Raw genomic sequence first — 17,636 nt, 5'->3', positions numbered from 1 at the left:
ACGGCGGGTTTTTTTCAGCTTAAGCCACCGTATTTCGCCGCCTGTTTGACAAACCAGCTCTCCGGCACGCAGTACGGCGGTTTCGCCAGCTGCGCGATGCCCTGTTCAATGATGTGATTCGCCTGCTGCCACAAACGCCGATCGCCCTGCTGTAACAGCTGAATCTGAATCTGTTTCTCGACCAGGTAAACCCGGGCAAAATTGGGATCGAACTGCACGATGGCACGGGTGTTATCGATGATATCGGCCAGCTTGATGGTTTGCGCCTCGGGCGAGGCTTCGGCAGTGTGGCGAAAGTGTGCCAGCTTACGGGCGGTACGATTTTTCGCCTGCGGCTGGGCGCTGTCGGTAAGCATGTCCACCAGATGTGCAACGCGCGCACCAAAGTGTTCTTCAATATCCTGTAAAGTACTGGCGGTGTCCTCCACCGTGTCGTGCAGCCAGGCGGCAGCGATCATCGCTTCGTCATCGCTGACGCTGCGCACCAGCTCCGCGACGGCAGCCGGATGCACAATATAGGGTTCGTCGGTGTATTTACGACGCTGGCCCGCATCGGCATGTGCCTGCGTGGCATAACGGCGCGCCTGCTCTTCCAGTGAATCACGCATCTTCACACTCCAGGAAAAAGTTGCTTGCAATTATCTAGCGCGCTATCTATATTGAGTCGCATGAACAGTAATCAAGATGACAAAAAAGTGAAGCCTGCGCCACTCCAGCTTGATCAGCATCTGTGTTTCGCGCTCTATTCGGCGAACCTGGCGATGCATAAAGTCTATCGCCAGCTGCTGGCGGCGCTGGAGATCACCTATCCGCAATATCTGGTGATGCTGGTGCTGTGGCATCAGGATGATCTGACGGTATCGGAGATTGGTGAAAAGCTGTTTCTCGATTCGGCCACCCTGACGCCACTGCTGAAACGACTGGAGAGCGCTGGTCTGCTGCGCCGCCAGCGTTCGCGTCAGGATGAGCGCCAGGTCGTGGTCACGCTGACCGACCAGGGACGTGCGCTGCAGGAAAAAGCCGCCAGCATTCCGGAAGCGGTACAGTGCGCGACCGCCTGCGATACCGACACCATGGCGGCGCTGAAACAGCAGCTGGACGATCTGCGCGGCAACCTGAATCGCGCCACCTGAGCATCAGGGATGTCGCTGCGGCGGCATCCTGAGAGTGAAGTTTTCCCCTGTGCCTTATAAATAGCACGCGATTGTATAGCGAATAGTGAGGTTATGATGTCTTTAGAAAAAGTAATTTACACCGCCAAAGCCAAAGCAACCGGTGGCCGCGATGGCCGCGCCACCTCGTCTGATAACGTGCTGGACGTGAAGCTGGGCGTTCCAAAAGAGATGGGCGGCGCGGGCGGCGAGGTGACGAACCCGGAGCAGCTGTTTGCTGCCGGCTACTCTGCCTGCTTCCTCGGCGCGATGAAATTTGTCGCCGGCCGCGACAAAATCGCCATGCCAAAAGACGCGTGGATTGAGGGCGAAGTAGGGATTGGCCCTATCCCCACCGGTTTTGGCATTGAAGCAAAACTGAATATCCATCTGCCAGAGATGGACGCGGCGGAAGCGCAGAAGCTGGTTGATGCGGCACACATTGTTTGTCCGTACTCAAACGCGACGCGCGGCAACATCGACGTGACGCTGAATATCATCAACTAAGTTGATGCATGCATAAAAGGCTCCTGCGGGGGCCTTTTTTATCACGAACACCATCCCGCATCCCATCGAACTAAAGAATTTTCTGGTCTTACCATTGGTTAAATGTTCTACTGCTGCGCTCCGTGCATCATCGTAATTATTTGGGTTCAGATTCGTCCCGATCCTACTCGCCAGGTCACGCTTTTCTGCTACGCAAGCGAACCTTACGCTCTTTGCACAGTCACATTTACGGTTGAAGCATCGACACCAGGTCGGGAACAGAAATTTATATGAATTACATTAAAAGTTTAACGCAGCAAAAGTTGTCGCTTTTGCTGGCGCTCTATCTTGGCATCTTATTGAATTTGCCAATTTTTTATCGCCGTTTTGACGGCTTCTTAACGAAATCCACCGTCACCAATTGGTTATCCGCCGCGGCGGAAGTGACCGCGGCCGTACTGCTGACCTTCTTCCTGATGCGACTGCTGTCGCTGGGTGGCAAATGGTTTTATCGCGTGATCGCCAGCCTGCTGGTGGTGATTTCTGTGGCCGCCGCCTATTACATGGCGTTCTTTAACGTGGTGATCGGTTACGGCATCGTGGCGTCGGTCATGACCACCGATGTCGATCTCTCTAAAGAGGTTATCGGGCTGCACTTTGTGCTGTGGATGGTGCTGGTGAGCGCACTGCCGCTGCTACTGATCTGGCGCAATAACCTGAGCCTGACGCTGATTGAACAGCTGAAAACCCCCGGTCAGCGCCTGAAACCTACAGTGATCCTGCTGCTGAGCGTGGCGCTGGTATGGCTGCCGATTCGCTACTTCGACAAGCTGCAAAAAGCCAATGAAGAGATCACCAATATTGACCTGCCAAGCTATGGCGGCGTAGTGGCGCACTCTTATCTGCCTTCGAACTGGATCGCGGCGCTGGGCCTGTTCGCCTGGACCAAGGTGGATGAGAAGCTGGACAGCCAGGAGTTACTCGATCCGGCGAAGAAGTTTACCTATGTAGCGCCGCCTGGCATTGACGATACCTATGTGGTGTTTGTGATTGGCGAGACCACGCGCTGGGATCACATGGGCATGCTGGGCTACAACCGCGATACCACGCCGAAGCTATCGAAAGAGAAGAATCTGGTGGCATTCCGCGGTGAATCCTGTGATACCGCCACCAAGCTGTCGCTGCGCTGCATGTTTGTGCGCGAGGGCGGCACCATGGATAACCCTGGCCGTACGCTGAAAGAGCAGAACATTTTTGCGGTGATGAAAGAGCTGGGCTTCACCTCCGAGCTGTTCGCCATGCAGAGCGAAGTGTGGTTCTACGACAACGCCGATGTGAATAACTTCTCGTTCCGCGAGCAGATTGGTTCTGAGAAGCGCAATCAGGGCAAAGCGGTGGACGATATGCTGCTGGTGCCGGAACTGCAGGCTTCACTGCAGCGCTTCCCGAAAGGCAAGCATCTGGTGGTGTTGCACACGAAAGGTTCGCACTATCTCTATTCGCAGCGTTATCCGCGCGAGTTTGCCCGCTATCAGCCTGAGTGTATAGGCGTGGACGATAAGTGCAGCAAAGCTCAGCTGATTAACGCCTACGACAACTCGATTCTGTATGTTGATACCATGCTGGACAGCGTGCTGGATCAGCTGCGTGATAAGAAGGCGATTGTGTTCTATGCCGCGGACCACGGTGAGTCGATCAGCGAAAATATGCACCTGCACGGTACGCCGCGCGAGATGGCGCCGCCGGAGCAGTTCCGCGTGCCGATGATTGTCTGGGCATCAGATAAGTATTTGCAGGACCCAACTAACCGCAGCAACTTTGAGCGGTTACAGGCGCAGCAGCGCGTCGGCAAAACCCATCGTCACGTTGAGCTGTTCGACACCATTTTAGGGTGTCTGGGTTATACCTCGCCGGATGGCGGTATTAAAGCAGCGAATAACTGGTGCCAGGCACCTGCCACTGCCAGCGGTGCGAAAGCGCTGTAATTCGTGCCTGGATCTTATTGAGCAGGCAGGTGTTTAAGGCACTGCTTGCTTTCCAGGCAATCAGGCGGATTTTCGGGAAAAGGGATTGACGCTCTAAAGTCACGGCAGTAATATTCGCCCCCATCGGCGAGTAGCGCAGCTTGGTAGCGCAACTGGTTTGGGACCAGTGGGTCGGAGGTTCGAATCCTCTCTCGCCGACCATCATTTAAGAAACCTGCTTTGCAAAAAGCAGGTTTTTTTTCGTCTGTAGCAAAAGAGGATGAGAACCTCCGAAGGAGGTTTGAGCCGAGCGCAGCGAGACAACGTTGCGCCAGCAACGGCCCGCAGGGCGCTTCTCGCAGAGAAGCGTAATCCTCTCTCGCCGACCATCATTCAAGAAACCTGCTTTGCAAAAAGCAGGTTTTTTTTCGTCTGTCGTTTTTGCAGTTTCAGGGTGAAATACGGGGCCGCTCCGTAAAGACGCTGTCTCGTCCCTGATCGCTCGGCACACGCCATCCCTGGCGTGTGACGCTTTACTCCACGGCCCCGCATTCCACCCTTTATCCGGCTTCGGTGATGGCTGAAGGTTTACTGACTGCCGTGCACATCTTCCTGGTGCGTATGAATACGCACCCTACAAAAGTACATAATCCTGTAGGGGTGCCATTCATGGCGACTGGACGGCCGCGCCGGAATCCACGTCCATCATTCAGCAGCGCACCCCCTGTAGGGGCGCCATTCATGGCGACCGGACGGCCGCGCCGGAATCCACGCCCATCATTTATCAGCATATTCGCTGTAGGGGCGCCATTCATGGCGACCGGACGGCCGCGCTGGAATTTACGTCCATCATTCAGCAGCACATTCCCTGTAGGGGCGCCATTCATGGCGACCGGATGGCCACGCCGGAACCTACATCCATCATTCAGCAGCACATCTCCTGTAGAGGCGCCATTCATGGCGACCGGATGGCCGCGCCGGAATCCACGCCCATCATTCATGGCGATCTGATGGGTCTTTACCTGAACCAGACTCACATCCCGGCAGCCATCAAGCAAAGGCATCAATTTACGCGTTCCATTAATCATCACCGGGATAAACCGTATTATCCTTCAACACCGCTCTTCATCCCTTGCTGCATCAAAGCAACTCTCTTAATTCGCGACACATTCTGCTTATGACCGGCTTTTGCTTTTTGCTGATTTCTTATGCCATTACGCCAGCATATTTCGCTGCCTGAACGTCATAACGCACGGGGAATCGTTCAGATATTCAACATTTACCGACAACTTTAAGACGTTTTTTAACGGTGATAATCACTGTCATCAGGCGCTATTGCCAGAGAATCACACGGCATTGCGCGCTTTATCACCTTTTTAAATTTTGGCTTAGCGTGCAAACACTGTTTTTTATCGTTGCTTGCACTTACTCACACTCTGTGTAAATAACCCCACGTTGTATTGACGTTCATTGCAACTGTTGACAAATTGATGCGTCAATAAGATGCAGAGACGGCCAGCGCTGGCAGGTTCCACGGCGTCAGCGCTACAACAATAACCGCTCGCATTTTGGTCATTACATAACTGACCTGCCCGAACCGCATAAAAAAATCAGAGGTCGGGCGACGCACACAACATCACATCACAATGGAGCAAAACATGATCTACTCCCTGGCCAAATCCAGGATGCTGAAGGTCGGTCTTAGCCTGATTGCTATGACCGTGGCCGCGGGCGTTCAGGCGAAAACCCTCGTTTACTGTTCAGAAGGTTCGCCGGAAGGCTTCAACCCGCAGCTGTTCACATCCGGCACCACTTACGATGCCAGCTCAGTACCGATCTACAACCGTCTGGTTGAGTTCAAAACCGGTACCACCGAGCTGCAGCCGGGCCTGGCAGAAAAATGGGACGTCAGCGAAGATGGTAAAACCTATACCTTCCATCTGCGTCAGGGCGTGAAGTGGCAAACCACCAAAGACTTCAAGCCGACCCGCACCTTCAACGCTGATGACGTCGTGTTCTCCTTCGAGCGCCAGCTCGATAAAAACAACAAGTACCACGGTGTCTCCGGCGGCAGCTACGAATACTTCGAAGGCATGGACATGCCGAAGCTGATCGCCAAAATCGAAAAAGTGGATGACTACACCGTACGCTTCACGTTGACCCGTCCGGAAGCGCCGTTCCTCGCCGACCTTGGCATGGACTTCGCGTCAATCCTGTCGAAAGAGTACGCCGACAACATGCTGAAAGCCGGCACGCCAGAAAAACTGGACCTCAACCCGGTGGGTACCGGTCCGTTCGTGCTGCAGCAGTACCAGAAAGACTCACGTATTCTGTACAAAGCCAACCCGGACTTCTGGGGCACCAAGCCAAAAATCGATCGTCTGGTATTCTCCATCACGCCAGATGCTTCGGTGCGCTACGCCAAACTGCAGAAAGGCGAGTGTCAGGTGATGCCGTATCCCAACCCGGCTGATATCGCCAGCATGAAGAAAGACACCAAAATCAACCTGATGGAACAGCCAGGGCTGAACGTCGGTTACCTGTCTTTCAACACCGAGAAAAAACCGCTGGATAACGTCAAAGTGCGTCAGGCACTGACCATGGCGGTGAACAAACAAGCGATCATTGATGCGGTCTATCAGGGCGCCGGTCAGGCAGCGAAAAACCTGATCCCACCAACCATGTGGGGCTACAACAATGACGTCAAAGACTACGCTTACGATCCGGCCAAAGCCAAAGAGCTGCTGAAAGAAGCGGGCATGCCGGATGGCTTCAGCATTGACCTGTGGGCGATGCCGGTACAGCGTCCGTACAACCCGAACGCCCGTCGCATGGCGGAAATGGTTCAGGCTGACTGGGCGAAAATCGGCGTGAAAGCCAAAATCGTTACCTTCGAGTGGGGCGAGTACCTGAAGCGTGCTAAAGCCGGTGAACACCAGACCGTGATGATGGGCTGGACCGGTGATAACGGGGATCCGGATAACTTCTTCGCCACCCTGTTCAGTTGCGCGGCAGCGAAAGACGGTTCCAACTACTCACGCTGGTGCTACAAGCCGTTTGAAGATCTGATTCAGCCAGCGCGTGCTGAAGCCGATCACAACAAACGTATTGAGCTCTACAAGCAGGCGCAGGTGGTAATGCACGACCAGGCGCCAGCACTGATCATCGCGCACTCAACCGTGTACGAGCCAGTGAGCAAGAAAGTGAGTGGCTATGTGGTTGATCCATTAGGTAAACATCACTTCGAAAACGTCGACATCCAGGAATAACCTTTCGGATTATCGCGGTCAGGGCCAGCATGGCTGGCCCTCGGGCGGCACCTTCGCCGCCCGTGCTCCGCACTTTATTTCCGGCTAATTTCTTATAAACCCTCACTACCTTGCGCTGATGCAGCGTGAAGTATGACGGGGATTTTGAAGCGCTTCTTGCGTCGCGTCCGGCTATGCCGGCTGCGGATTGTGAGCAATGTAGTCCATGGCGTTAGCGCCACGGAAAATGACTGAGAATCCGGCTTATGCTGCAATTCATACTCCGACGTCTGGGCCTTGTCATCCCGACGTTCATCGGTATTACATTATTGACCTTTGCCTTCGTTCACCTGATCCCCGGCGACCCGGTGCTGATCATGGCCGGTGAACGCGGCATCTCCCCCGAACGTCATGCGCAGCTGATGGCCCAGTTTGGTCTCGATCAGCCGATGTGGAAACAGTACATCACTTACATCAACGGCGTGCTGCATGGCGATCTCGGCATCTCGCTGAAAAGCCGCATCCCGGTGTGGGATGAGTTCGTGCCGCGCTTTAAAGCCACGCTCGAGCTGGGTATCTGCGCCATGATCTTCGCCGTTGCCGTGGGTATTCCGGTCGGCGTGCTGGCGGCGGTGAAACGCGGCTCAATTTTCGATCACACCGCCGTGGGCATCTCGCTGACCGGCTACTCAATGCCGATCTTCTGGTGGGGCATCATGCTGATCATGCTGGTGTCGGTGCAGCTCAACCTGACGCCGGTCTCCGGCCGCGTCAGCGACACCATCTTCCTTGACGACAGCCATCCGCTCACCGGCTTTATGCTGATTGATACGCTGCTGTGGGGCGAAGAGGGCGACTTCAAAGATGCGGTGATGCACATGATCCTGCCGGCCATCGTACTGGGCACCATTCCGCTGGCGGTGATTGTGCGTATGACGCGCTCTTCGATGCTGGAAGTGCTGGGTGAAGATTACATCCGCACCGCGCGCGCCAAAGGCCTGACGCGCATGCGCGTGATCGTGGTGCATGCGCTGCGTAACGCCATGCTGCCGGTGGTCACGGTGATCGGTCTGCAGGTGGGCACGCTGCTGGCGGGCGCCATCCTCACCGAAACCATCTTCTCCTGGCCGGGACTCGGCCGCTGGCTGATCGAAGCACTGCAGCGCCGTGATTATCCGGTGGTGCAGGGCGGCGTGCTGCTGGTGGCAATCCTGATCATTCTGGTCAACCTGCTGGTTGATCTGTTGTACGGCGTGGTGAATCCGCGCATCCGTCATAAGAAATAAGGGGGAATCATGTCTGCTGTTGATCCCGCAAGCGTCACCGCTGCACCGAAGCCGATGACCCCGATTCAGGAATTCTGGCACTATTTTAAACGTAACAAAGGCGCGGTTATCGGCCTGGTTTACATCATTCTGATGCTGCTGATCGCCATCTTCGCCGATGTGCTGGCACCGCATGCCCCGGCTGAGCAGTTCCGCGATGCGCTGTTGCACCCGCCGGTGTGGCAGGAGGGCGGCAGCTGGAAATTTATTCTGGGCACCGATGACGTCGGCCGTGACATCCTGTCGCGCCTGATGTTTGGTGCGCGCCTGTCGCTGCTGGTGGGCTGCATGGTGGTGGTGCTGTCGCTGATTCTGGGCGTGATTTTCGGCCTGATGGCCGGTTATCTCGGCGGCGTGGTGGATGCAGTAATCATGCGCCTCGTCGATATCATGCTGGCGCTGCCAAGCCTGCTGCTGGCGCTGGTGCTGGTGGCCATCTTTGGCCCGTCGATTGTCAACGCCTCACTGGCGATCACCTTCGTTGCGCTGCCGCACTACATTCGCCTGACGCGCGCGGCGGTGCTGGTGGAAGTCAATCGCGACTACGTAACCGCCTCCAGCGTGGCCGGTGCCGGTACGCTGCGCCAGATGTTCATCAATATTCTGCCTAACTGCCTGGCACCGCTGATCGTGCAGGCGTCGTTAGGTTTCTCCAACGCCATCCTGGATATGGCCGCGTTGGGCTTTCTCGGTATGGGGGCGCAGCCGCCGACGCCGGAGTGGGGCACCATGCTCTCCGACGTGTTGCAGTATGCGCAGAGTGCCTGGTGGGTCGTGACCTTCCCCGGAGTGGTCATCCTGCTGACGGTTCTGGCCTTTAACCTCATGGGCGATGGTTTGCGTGATGCACTCGACCCGAAACTCAAGCAGTAAAGAGGCACCGAGATGGCGTTATTAAATGTAGAAAAACTGTCGGTGCATTTCGGCGACGAAAAGGCACCGTTCCGTGCGGTTGACCGTATCAGCTACCAGGTAGAACAGGGCCAGGTCGTCGGGATTGTCGGCGAGTCCGGCTCCGGTAAATCGGTCAGCTCGCTGGCGATCATGGGGCTGATTGACTATCCCGGTCGCGTGAAAGCGGAGAAGCTGGAGTTCAATCAGCGCGACCTGCAGCGCATCTCCGAAAAAGAGCGCCGCCAGCTGGTGGGCGCAGAAGTGGCGATGATCTTCCAGGACCCGATGACCAGCCTCAACCCGTGCTATACCGTGGGCTACCAGATCATGGAAGCGCTGAAGGTGCATCAGGGCGGCAGCAAGCGCACACGGCGTCAGCGTGCCATCGACCTGCTGGAGCAGGTGGGCATTCCCGATCCGGCGTCGCGGCTTGATGTCTATCCGCATCAGCTGTCTGGCGGCATGAGCCAGCGCGTGATGATCGCCATGGCCATTGCCTGTAAGCCGAAGCTGCTGATTGCCGATGAGCCAACCACGGCGCTCGACGTAACTATTCAGGCGCAAATCATCGAACTGCTGCTGGAGTTACAGAAGCAGGAGAACATGGCGCTGATCCTGATCACGCACGATCTGGCGCTGGTGGCCGAAGCGGCGCAGCACATCATCGTGATGTACGCCGGTCAGGTGGTGGAGAGCGGCAAAGCGGTGGATATCTTTAAAGCGCCGCGTCACCCGTATACGCAGGCGCTGCTGCGTGCGCTGCCGGAGTTTGCCGCCGACAAAGCGCGGCTGGCGTCGCTGCCGGGCGTGGTGCCGGGCAAGTATGACCGCCCTAACGGCTGTCTGCTCAATCCGCGCTGCCCGTACGTGACCGACCGCTGCCGTACTGAAGAACCTGAGCTGCGCGATATTCCGGGCCGCCAGTCCAAATGTCACTTCCCACTGGATGATGCCGGGAGACCGACTTATGAGTCTTGATAACACGAAGCAGGATTACCTGCTGCAGGCGATTGACCTGAAAAAACACTATCCGGTGAAAAAGGGTCTGTTCGGCCAGGAGCGCCTGGTGAAGGCGCTGGACGGCGTCTCCTTTAACCTTGAGCGTGGCAAAACGCTGGCGGTGGTGGGCGAATCCGGCTGCGGTAAATCCACGCTCGGACGCCTGCTGACGATGATTGAAACGCCGACTGCCGGCGAGTTGTACTGGCACGGGCAGGATCTGCTGAAACACGATCCGCAGGCGCAAAAGCTGCGCCGGCAGAAAATCCAGATTGTGTTCCAGAACCCGTATGGCTCGCTCAATCCGCGTAAGAAAATCAGCCAGATTCTGGAAGAGCCGCTGGTGATCAATACCGCGCTGAGCAAAGCGGAACGGCGGGAAAAAACGCTGGAGATGATGGCCAAAGTGGGCCTGAAAACTGAGCACTACGATCGATATCCGCACATGTTCTCCGGCGGTCAGCGCCAGCGTATCGCTATTGCACGCGGCCTGATGCTCGATCCCGACGTGCTGATTGCCGATGAGCCGGTCTCGGCGCTCGACGTCTCGGTGCGCGCTCAGGTGCTCAACCTGATGATGGATTTACAGCAGGATCTCGGCCTGTCCTATGTGTTCATCTCGCATGACCTGTCGGTGGTGGAGCACATCGCCGACGAAGTCATGGTGATGTACCTCGGACGCTGTGTGGAGAAGGGCAGCAAAGAGGCGATCTTCAGCAACCCTCGCCATCCGTATACTCAGGCGCTGCTGTCGGCCACGCCACGCCTCAATCCGGACGAACGCCGCGAGCGCATCAAACTGACCGGTGAGCTGCCGAGCCCGCTAAATCCGCCGCCGGGCTGTGCGTTCAACGCACGCTGCCGCCGTCGTTTCGGTACCTGCGTGCAGCTGCAGCCGAAACTGAAGCAGTATGGTGAGCAGCAAATCGCCTGCTTCGCCGTCGACCAGGATGAGAATCAGCCGGTGGCGACGCCGTAATTACGGCCAGCCAGTGCGAAAGGCTCCTGCGGGAGCCTTTGTTATTGGTGGCCTGATACATGAGTAAAATTAACCTGACGTGTCTTAATCGCCTGCGATGGCAGAAATGTATTACGCGACTGAATCTTTAAATCGCTGGTCCTGAACCACAGCGAAAAGGTTAAGGCAAATTCTGAATCCGTGCCGCATTGTGTGAGCGCCGTCACGGCCAGAGATAACTGCACATCTCAATGATATGTTGTTTACTATCAGTGAATTAGCTTAATTATCTTCCGGCTGCTATTTCCGTTAATCGATTTTTATTAATCCTGCTCAATTAATCAGTGCATGCTTTTTGCATCTGCATATTTTCAATCTTTCAGATAAAACTCTTTTGTCGAATCTGCGGTTTTAATAATCAGAATTCTCTCACCGTGTCTTAACGTGTGTGTTATATTCGCGGAAATTACCCCTCCGCTTTAACAGGCTCTGATCATGAAGAACTACGACGATCTGCAGCGTTTCCAGGAAAAAACGCAAACGCTGGACATTGCTTTTAAGGATATGTCCGGGCAATCGCTGGAAGCCGATCACAGCCAGTGGGCGATCATCCGTCAGCTGGCGACGGATGATGAGCCGGAGCTGGGTAGCGGCCAGCGCGTCGATCTGCCGCAGCCGCAGCCGATTCGCGGCGATGAGTTTGTCGCGCCGCCGCAGGCTCTCAATCCGGCGCCCGTCGCCCTCAGTGAAAAGGCATCGCTGCTGCAGAGCCTCGCCGCCAGCGCGCCGGCACCCGACACAGAAACACCGCGCAGCGCGCTGTTTCCACCGGCAAGCAGCGCGCCTACTGCCGCATCCGTGTCGTCGCTGGCACCGGCAGCCACGCACGTAGCGCGTCAGGCGGCCACTTCACTGTTCCCACCGCCGCCGGTCAGCGCGCCGGTCGCTGAACAGGCGGTTGCCCCTGCTGCTGCTGCACCGGCCACTGCGCCCGCCGTGGCGCAGCCGGAGCCTGCTACGCCCTCGCGCTTTGGCGCACTGTTCCGCTCGCGTGCGGCGGAACCGGTTCATTTATCTAAAGAAACACTGCTCAAACCGTTACTGGAGAAGATCGCGCTATGCCATTAGTTTGTGTGTGCTCGCCAAAAGGGGGAGTAGGAAAAACCACCATGGCGGCCAACCTGGCCTGGAGTCTGGCGCGTGCCGGCAGCAAAGTGCTGGCGATCGATTTTGACGTACAAAATGCGCTGCGCCTGCATTTTGGCGTACCGCTGCACGACAGCCGCGGCTTTGTGGCGCGCTCGGAAGAGCAGGCTGACTGGAGTCAGTCGATCCTTACCACCGGCAGCAACATCTTTGTCATGCCTTACGGTGAAGTGACCGAAGCGCAGCGTGAGCGCTTCGAACACAACCTGGCGCACGATGCCCATTTCTTAAAACGCGGCCTGGATACCGTTCTGAATTATCCGGGTCTGGTGATTATTGCAGATTTTCCGCCAGGACCCGGTCCGGCGCTGAAAGCCATGCAGGCGCTGGCCGATATGCATTTAGTGGTGATGCTGGCGGATACTGCCTCGGTGGCGCTGCTGCCGCAAATTGAAAACCATCGCATGATTGGCCAGCCATTAAATAATCAGCACGGTCATTATTTCGTGCTCAACCAAAGTGATAATCGTCGGAATATCAGCCGTGAAGTAACCGCATTTATGCAGCAGCGGCTGGGCGATAATTTACTTGGCGTGGTGCACCGCGATGAAAGCGTGGCTGAGGCCAATGCCTCGCAGCAGTCAATCTATGATTTCAGCCCGGCTTCAGCAGCGGCGTTTGATATTGAACTGGTGGCAAAACGGGTGGCGAATATCCTGAATATCAACGTAGGCAACGGCGAAGTTCAGGCACCGATCCGCAGTCATTATTAACAAGCCCGGCCGCCAGCGGCCTGGTTCAAATAATAACAACACAGCTTCTTCAGGGTGAATCATGAGTAAACTCGGGTTTTACCTGCTGCTGCTGGTGCTTGCACCGGTCGCTGCGGTAATCGTCATCACGCCTATGGACAGCCAGAAACAGTATATTTTTGGTTTGATCAGTATTGGCATGATGTTTTTACTGGGCTTCAGTAAAAGCCGTAAAATAACCATTGTGATGGTTTTTCTTTCCGCGCTGATGTCGACCCGATATATCTGGTGGCGCACCACGGAGACGCTGCAGTTTAATTCCGAGATTGAAGCGATTCTCGGTATCGGCTTATATCTGGCCGAGCTGTATGTCTGGCTGATCTTAATTCTCGGCTTCCTGCAAACCAGCTGGCCATTAAAACGCACCATCGAACCGCTGCCGGATGATACCCGCTTGTGGCCGACGGTCGATGTCTACGTGCCGACCTATAACGAAAGCCTCGACGTGGTGCGGGATACCGTGCTGGCGGCTCAGTGTATCGACTACCCGCGCGATAAGATCAAAGTTTACCTGCTGGATGATGGCAAACGCAGCGAGTTCGCGGTATTTGCCGCCGACGTTGGCGTCGGCTATATCACCCGTGACGATAACCGCCACGCCAAAGCCGGTAACCTCAATCACGCCATGAAAATTACCAAAGGCGAGCTGATTTGTGTATTTGACTGCGACCACGTGGCGACGCGCACGTTCCTGCAGGCCACCGTCGGTCCGTTTCTGAAAGATCCGAAGCTGGCGCTGCTGCAAACGCCGCACTACTTTTACTCGCCGGATCCGTTCGAACGTAACCTGCGCGCCGCGCGCAGCATCCCGAATGAGGGCTCGCTGTTTTACGGCCCGGTGCAGCAGGGCAACGACAACTGGAACGCCACGTTCTTCTGCGGCTCCTGTGCGGTGATTCGCCGCAGCGCGCTGGAACAGATTGGCGGCTTCGCGGTGGAAACCGTCACCGAGGATGCGCATACCGCGCTGAAAATGCAGCGTCTCGGCTGGGGCTCGGCGTTCCTGGCAATTCCGCTGGCGGCGGGACTGGCGACCGAACGTCTGGGCCTGCACGTGATTCAGCGTACCCGCTGGGCGCGCGGCATGACGCAGATTTTCCGCGTCGACAATCCGCTGCTGGGCCGTGGGCTTAAGTGGCAGCAGCGTCTGTGCTATCTCAACGCCATGCTGCACTTCCAGTTTGGCCTGCCGCGCGTGGCGTTCCTCACTGCGCCGCTGGCTTACCTGCTGTTTAACCTGAATATTATCCACTCGTCGGCGTCACTCATCTTCGCTTACGTACTACCGCATCTGGTGATGTCGCTGTACGTTAACTCACGCATGAACGGCAAATTCCGCTACACCTTCTGGGGTGAAATCTACGAAACCGTGATGTGCTTCCACCTGGTGATTCCGACGCTGCTGACCCTGCTGTCGCCAAAGCACGGCAAATTCAACGTGACGGATAAAGGCGGTCTGCTGGACCAGGGCTTCTTTGACTTCCACATCGTGCGGCCTCACGTCATCGTTGCCGCGCTGCTGTCGATTGGCATCGTGGCCGGCGTGGTGCGCGCCGTGGCGCATGATTACTTCGGGGTGGACCCGTATGTGATTGCGCTCAACGTCGGCTGGGCGGTGTTCAGCCTGATCATCCTGATGGCGGCGATTGCCGTGGCGCGTGAAACCAAACAGGTGCGTAAAACCATTCGTATCGAGGTGCAGATCCCGGCGGTGATTCACTATGCCAGCGGCATCTCTTCGCGCACGCAAACCAGCGATCTGTCGATGGGCGGCGCGCAGCTGGATGCGCCAGACAACCGGCATGAGCACGATGAAATCGAAGAGATCGATCTGCTGCTGAAATCGGGTGCCATCACCATTCCGGTGAGCAAGATCTCCGGTGATGAGGAGACCATTCGCCTGCGCTTTGGCGCGATGCCGCTGGCGCGCCGCCGTGAACTGGTGCGCGTGGTGCTGGCGCGGGCCGATGCGTGGATCCAGCCGGAATATAAGCAGGACAATCCGCTGGTGTCGCTCGGCACCATCATCCGTACCGTCTTTGAGCTGTTCTGGCTGAGCTGGAAAGATCGCCGTGAGGCGCGCAAGCGTGATGGCCAGGCAACGGCCAAAGAGGACAGCGCAGCATGAAAACATTGACGTACACGCTGCTGGCCAGCGCGCTGACCACCACGCTGCTGCTCGCCCCGGCCTGGGCAGAGACGCCGGCGGTAACCCAGGACAGCGCCGCGCTCTCTGACGTACCGCCGCCGCAGGGGCTGGATGGCAGTGCCGATCCGCAGCTGAAGCAGGCCGCGGGCGACGCGCCGTACACGCCGGGCGATGCAGCGCCGCTGCAGGAAAATACAGCACCCGCACAGCCGGCAGAGTCAGCACCGCCGGCAGAGGCAGCAACGCCAGCAGCATCGGCTGCGCCTGACATCGTCATACCGCCGGTGGCTGCGGAGGCACCGGCTGCCGCTGATCCCGCTGGCGCGCTGTTAAACCAGCCGGTGAGCAGCACCATTTCGGTGGCGCAGATGGGGCAGCCGCGCGGCATCACCCTGACCGGCGGCCAGCTGCAGTCCGGTATTCTGTTTACCCTGCCGGGCGATGAGGTGATCACTAATGCGCGGCTCAACCTGTCGCTGCGCGTCTCTGCCGCGCTGGCGGCGCGCAACACGTCGCTGCAGCTGATGCTCAACGGCCAGCCGCTCGGCACCCTGCCGCTGGGTGCCAGCGACAGCGATGTCAGCGACTATCAGCTGGATATTCCGGCGGCGATGGTGGTTTCCAGTAATAACCTCAGCTTTAAAATTAACGATGCCGACAAGTTGCTGTGCGAAAAAGAGAGCGCGCAGCAGTATCAGGTCACCATTCTGCCGAAAACCACGCTGAGCCTTGAAGGCCAGCAGCTCAACATTGGCACCAGCCTGCGCAACTTCCCGCGTCCGTTTATTGATGTGCAGCGCATGACGCCCGCCAGCGTGACCTTTGGTTTTGCCGCTAACGTTTCGCCGGATAGCGTCAGCGCCGCCGCGCTGGTGGCTTCCTGGCTCGGCATTCAGTCGGATTACCGTGGCATCCGTTTCCCGGTGGTGCGCGGCGATCTGCCCGAGCACAACGGTATCCTGATCGGCCATCCGGGTGACAAAATCGGCAGCGTGACGCTGCCCGCAGCCCGTGGTCCGCTGCTGCAGGTGATCGATAACCCCAACAATCCGGTGTACAAACTGCTGCTGGTGGTCGGTGCGGATGATACCCAGCTGCGCCAGGCGGCCAACCGCCTGACCACGCAGCCGCTGGCCACCGATGCCAGCAGCCTGAACGTACCGCCGCAGCCGATTGGCACGCGCAAACCGTACGACGCGCCGCGCTGGATCAACACCAGCCGCCCGGTGCGTCTCAGCGAGCTGCTACGTAAAGATCAGAGCCTGACCACCACCGGTATCTGGCACGATGCGCTGCGGGTTAACTTCCGCGCGGCGCCGGATCTGTTCTTGTGGGACGGCGACGCGATTCCGGTCAATCTGCACTACCGTTTCCCGTCGGAAAGCTGGATCGATGAAAACAATTCGTTCCTCAACGTCACGCTGAACGGTACTTTCCTGCGCAACCTGACGGTGAACAAAGTCGGGCTGCTGGAGAGCGCCTGGCACCGGCTGGGCGGGGATGCACGCCAGGAGCAGTACACGCTGAAGCTGGAGCCATACCTGATTTACGGCGACAACCAGCTGGCGCTCTACTTCAATATCAAGCCAAAGGCGGATGCGCCGTGCGGCGTGCTGCTCAACAACAATATCAAGAGCCGTATCGAAGAGGATTCGTGGATCGATCTGAGCCACACGCGCCACTTCACCATGCTGCCAAACCTGTCGTACTTCGTCGGTGCCTCGTTCCCGTTCTCGCGGCTGGCGGATTTTTCGCAGACCACGCTGCTGCTGCCGGAGGCGCCGGGTGATGCCGAGATCGCTACGCTGCTGGACATGGCCGCGCGCGCCGGTAACGCCACCGGCGTGCCGCTGGTGCAGAATCAGGTGTTGTTTGGTCTGCCGAACGGCGGCACCAATCTGACGCGCCTGCAGCACAGCGATGTGCTGGCAGTGAGCACCATGCAGCACAGCGCCTTCACGCAGCAGATGCTGGCCGGCACCGCTTACCAGACCAGCGGCAACACGCTGGGCGTCAAAGAGCCGACCACCGTCGATAAGCTGCGCGGCTGGCTGACCGGTGACTGGTCTCGCCAGCAGCTGGATGCCGATCGCTACTTCTCCTCAAATGAAGCGTGGCGCGGCTTTGTCAGCTATCGCTCACCGTGGAGCGCCGATCGTCTGGTGGTGATGACGGTCGCCACCAGCGATCAGCAGCTGCTGCGTTTGCACGATGATTTGAATTCGGCGCGCATCAACGCCGGCATTCGCGGTGATACCGCCATCATCACCGATGAGAACGGCATCCGCAGCTTCCGCGTCGGGCCGCAGTTCCCGAGCGGTGAAATGCCGTGGTATATGATGGTGGTGTGGTATGCCAACCAGCACTCGGTACTGATGGCGCTGGCGGCGCTGCTGCTGTCGGCGCTGATCGGCAGTGCGGCCTGGGTGATGCTGAAGCGCCACGCGTGGCGCCGTCTCCACCCGAAAGACGATAGCCACTCCGGCCGGAAGTAAGGATAAAAA

The 17,636-nt window shown here is 57.5% G+C and carries 14 protein-coding genes, 1 tRNA gene and 1 other RNA gene; 14 read left to right on the top strand and 2 right to left on the bottom strand.

Translation table 11 applies throughout. The annotated features are described in order from the left end of the window. Positions 1–14 precede the first annotated feature (14 nt). Positions 15–608, bottom strand: coding sequence for an HD domain-containing protein (locus F3J36_RS18595; protein WP_166720231.1), 594 nt, complete (start codon positions 606–608; stop codon positions 15–17). Between the two features lie 60 nt (positions 609–668). Between F3J36_RS18595 and F3J36_RS18590 the strand changes: the two genes are divergently transcribed. The 5 genes from F3J36_RS18590 to F3J36_RS18570 all read left to right on the top strand — a co-directional run bounded on the left by F3J36_RS18590 (position 669) and on the right by F3J36_RS18570 (position 3,990). Beyond that, the gene (locus F3J36_RS18590) at positions 669–1,133 is read left to right on the top strand and encodes a MarR family winged helix-turn-helix transcriptional regulator (protein WP_010616544.1); all 465 of its coding nucleotides are present in this window, start codon (positions 669–671) and stop codon (positions 1,131–1,133) included. Between the two features lie 96 nt (positions 1,134–1,229). Next, the gene (locus tag F3J36_RS18585; RefSeq protein ID WP_021507024.1) at positions 1,230–1,658 is read left to right on the top strand and encodes an organic hydroperoxide resistance protein; all 429 of its coding nucleotides are present in this window, start codon (positions 1,230–1,232) and stop codon (positions 1,656–1,658) included. A 269-nt stretch (positions 1,659–1,927) separates the two neighbouring features. Beyond that, positions 1,928–3,622: a kdo(2)-lipid A phosphoethanolamine 7''-transferase gene (gene eptB, locus F3J36_RS18580; protein ID WP_166720230.1), complete on the top strand. Its 1,695-nt coding sequence runs from the start codon at positions 1,928–1,930 to the stop codon at positions 3,620–3,622. Between the two features lie 124 nt (positions 3,623–3,746). Beyond that, positions 3,747–3,823, top strand: a tRNA-Pro gene (locus F3J36_RS18575). 37 nt (positions 3,824–3,860) lie between these two features. Continuing rightward, positions 3,861–3,990, top strand: a non-coding RNA gene (locus F3J36_RS18570) — RtT sRNA. Between the two features lie 171 nt (positions 3,991–4,161). Here the strand turns inward: F3J36_RS18570 and F3J36_RS18565 are convergent. Continuing rightward, positions 4,162–4,689, bottom strand: coding sequence for a hypothetical protein (locus F3J36_RS18565; protein WP_166720229.1), 528 nt, complete (start codon positions 4,687–4,689; stop codon positions 4,162–4,164). A 570-nt stretch (positions 4,690–5,259) separates the two neighbouring features. Here F3J36_RS18565 and dppA point away from each other — a divergent pair. From dppA to bcsB, 9 genes are all read left to right on the top strand, one after another. Continuing rightward, positions 5,260–6,870 carry a dipeptide ABC transporter periplasmic-binding protein DppA gene (dppA, locus tag F3J36_RS18560; RefSeq protein WP_166720228.1) on the top strand — a complete coding sequence of 537 codons (1,611 nt, stop codon included), beginning with the start codon at positions 5,260–5,262 and terminating at the stop codon, positions 6,868–6,870. 245 nt (positions 6,871–7,115) lie between these two features. Further along, a complete protein-coding gene (gene dppB / locus F3J36_RS18555; RefSeq protein ID WP_021507021.1) occupies positions 7,116–8,135 on the top strand; it encodes a dipeptide ABC transporter permease DppB in 1,020 nt (339 codons plus the stop codon). 9 nt (positions 8,136–8,144) lie between these two features. After that, complete coding sequence (dppC, locus tag F3J36_RS18550) at positions 8,145–9,047, top strand: dipeptide ABC transporter permease DppC (protein ID WP_021507020.1); 903 nt, start codon at positions 8,145–8,147, stop codon at positions 9,045–9,047. Positions 9,048–9,059: 12 nt separating this feature from the next. Continuing rightward, positions 9,060–10,046, top strand: a complete 987-nt coding sequence (dppD, locus tag F3J36_RS18545) for a dipeptide ABC transporter ATP-binding protein (protein WP_021507019.1) — start codon at positions 9,060–9,062, stop codon at positions 10,044–10,046. Beyond that, complete coding sequence (dppF, locus tag F3J36_RS18540; protein WP_021507018.1) at positions 10,036–11,046, top strand: dipeptide ABC transporter ATP-binding subunit DppF; 1,011 nt, start codon at positions 10,036–10,038, stop codon at positions 11,044–11,046. Before dppD ends, dppF begins: the two co-directional genes overlap by 11 nt. A 474-nt stretch (positions 11,047–11,520) precedes the next feature. Then, positions 11,521–12,153 (top strand): cellulose biosynthesis protein BcsO, encoded by a 633-nt coding sequence (bcsO, locus tag F3J36_RS18535; protein ID WP_166720227.1) that lies wholly within the window; start codon positions 11,521–11,523, stop codon positions 12,151–12,153. Next, positions 12,144–12,944 (top strand): cellulose biosynthesis protein BcsQ, encoded by an 801-nt coding sequence (gene bcsQ, locus F3J36_RS18530; protein WP_031279622.1) that lies wholly within the window; start codon positions 12,144–12,146, stop codon positions 12,942–12,944. Before bcsO ends, bcsQ begins: the two co-directional genes overlap by 10 nt. A 61-nt stretch (positions 12,945–13,005) precedes the next feature. Continuing rightward, positions 13,006–15,111 (top strand): UDP-forming cellulose synthase catalytic subunit, encoded by a 2,106-nt coding sequence (bcsA, locus tag F3J36_RS18525; protein WP_021507015.1) that lies wholly within the window; start codon positions 13,006–13,008, stop codon positions 15,109–15,111. Further along, entirely contained in the window at positions 15,108–17,627 is a 2,520-nt protein-coding gene (gene bcsB / locus F3J36_RS18520; protein ID WP_166720226.1) for a cellulose biosynthesis cyclic di-GMP-binding regulatory protein BcsB, read from the top strand. The genes bcsA and bcsB overlap by 4 nt, the downstream gene beginning before the upstream one ends. The last annotated feature ends 9 nt before the right edge of the window (positions 17,628–17,636 follow it).

It is taken from the genome of Pantoea sp. Cy-640, from assembly GCF_011752635.1.
Lineage (GTDB): Bacteria > Pseudomonadota > Gammaproteobacteria > Enterobacterales > Enterobacteriaceae > Pantoea > Pantoea dispersa.
Note: the sequence above shows the minus strand (reverse complement) of the source record. Positions and strands in the feature narration are given on the sequence as shown.

What these genes read in the sequence shown, in the direction of transcription:
- F3J36_RS18595 (WP_166720231.1), bottom strand. Translation starts at nt 608, where the DNA reads ATGCGTGATTCACTGGAAGAGCAGGCGCGCCGTTATGCCACGCAGGCA.
- F3J36_RS18590 (WP_010616544.1), top strand. Translation starts at nt 669, where the DNA reads ATGAACAGTAATCAAGATGACAAAAAAGTGAAGCCTGCGCCACTCCAG.
- bcsQ (WP_031279622.1), top strand. Translation starts at nt 12,144, where the DNA reads ATGCCATTAGTTTGTGTGTGCTCGCCAAAAGGGGGAGTAGGAAAAACC.
- bcsB (WP_166720226.1), top strand. Translation starts at nt 15,108, where the DNA reads ATGAAAACATTGACGTACACGCTGCTGGCCAGCGCGCTGACCACCACG.
- dppD (WP_021507019.1), top strand. Translation starts at nt 9,060, where the DNA reads ATGGCGTTATTAAATGTAGAAAAACTGTCGGTGCATTTCGGCGACGAA.
- F3J36_RS18565 (WP_166720229.1), bottom strand. Translation starts at nt 4,689, where the DNA reads ATGATTAATGGAACGCGTAAATTGATGCCTTTGCTTGATGGCTGCCGG.
- bcsA (WP_021507015.1), top strand. Translation starts at nt 13,006, where the DNA reads ATGAGTAAACTCGGGTTTTACCTGCTGCTGCTGGTGCTTGCACCGGTC.
- F3J36_RS18585 (WP_021507024.1), top strand. Translation starts at nt 1,230, where the DNA reads ATGTCTTTAGAAAAAGTAATTTACACCGCCAAAGCCAAAGCAACCGGT.
- eptB (WP_166720230.1), top strand. Translation starts at nt 1,928, where the DNA reads ATGAATTACATTAAAAGTTTAACGCAGCAAAAGTTGTCGCTTTTGCTG.
- dppF (WP_021507018.1), top strand. Translation starts at nt 10,036, where the DNA reads ATGAGTCTTGATAACACGAAGCAGGATTACCTGCTGCAGGCGATTGAC.
- bcsO (WP_166720227.1), top strand. Translation starts at nt 11,521, where the DNA reads ATGAAGAACTACGACGATCTGCAGCGTTTCCAGGAAAAAACGCAAACG.
- dppB (WP_021507021.1), top strand. Translation starts at nt 7,116, where the DNA reads ATGCTGCAATTCATACTCCGACGTCTGGGCCTTGTCATCCCGACGTTC.
- dppC (WP_021507020.1), top strand. Translation starts at nt 8,145, where the DNA reads ATGTCTGCTGTTGATCCCGCAAGCGTCACCGCTGCACCGAAGCCGATG.
- dppA (WP_166720228.1), top strand. Translation starts at nt 5,260, where the DNA reads ATGATCTACTCCCTGGCCAAATCCAGGATGCTGAAGGTCGGTCTTAGC.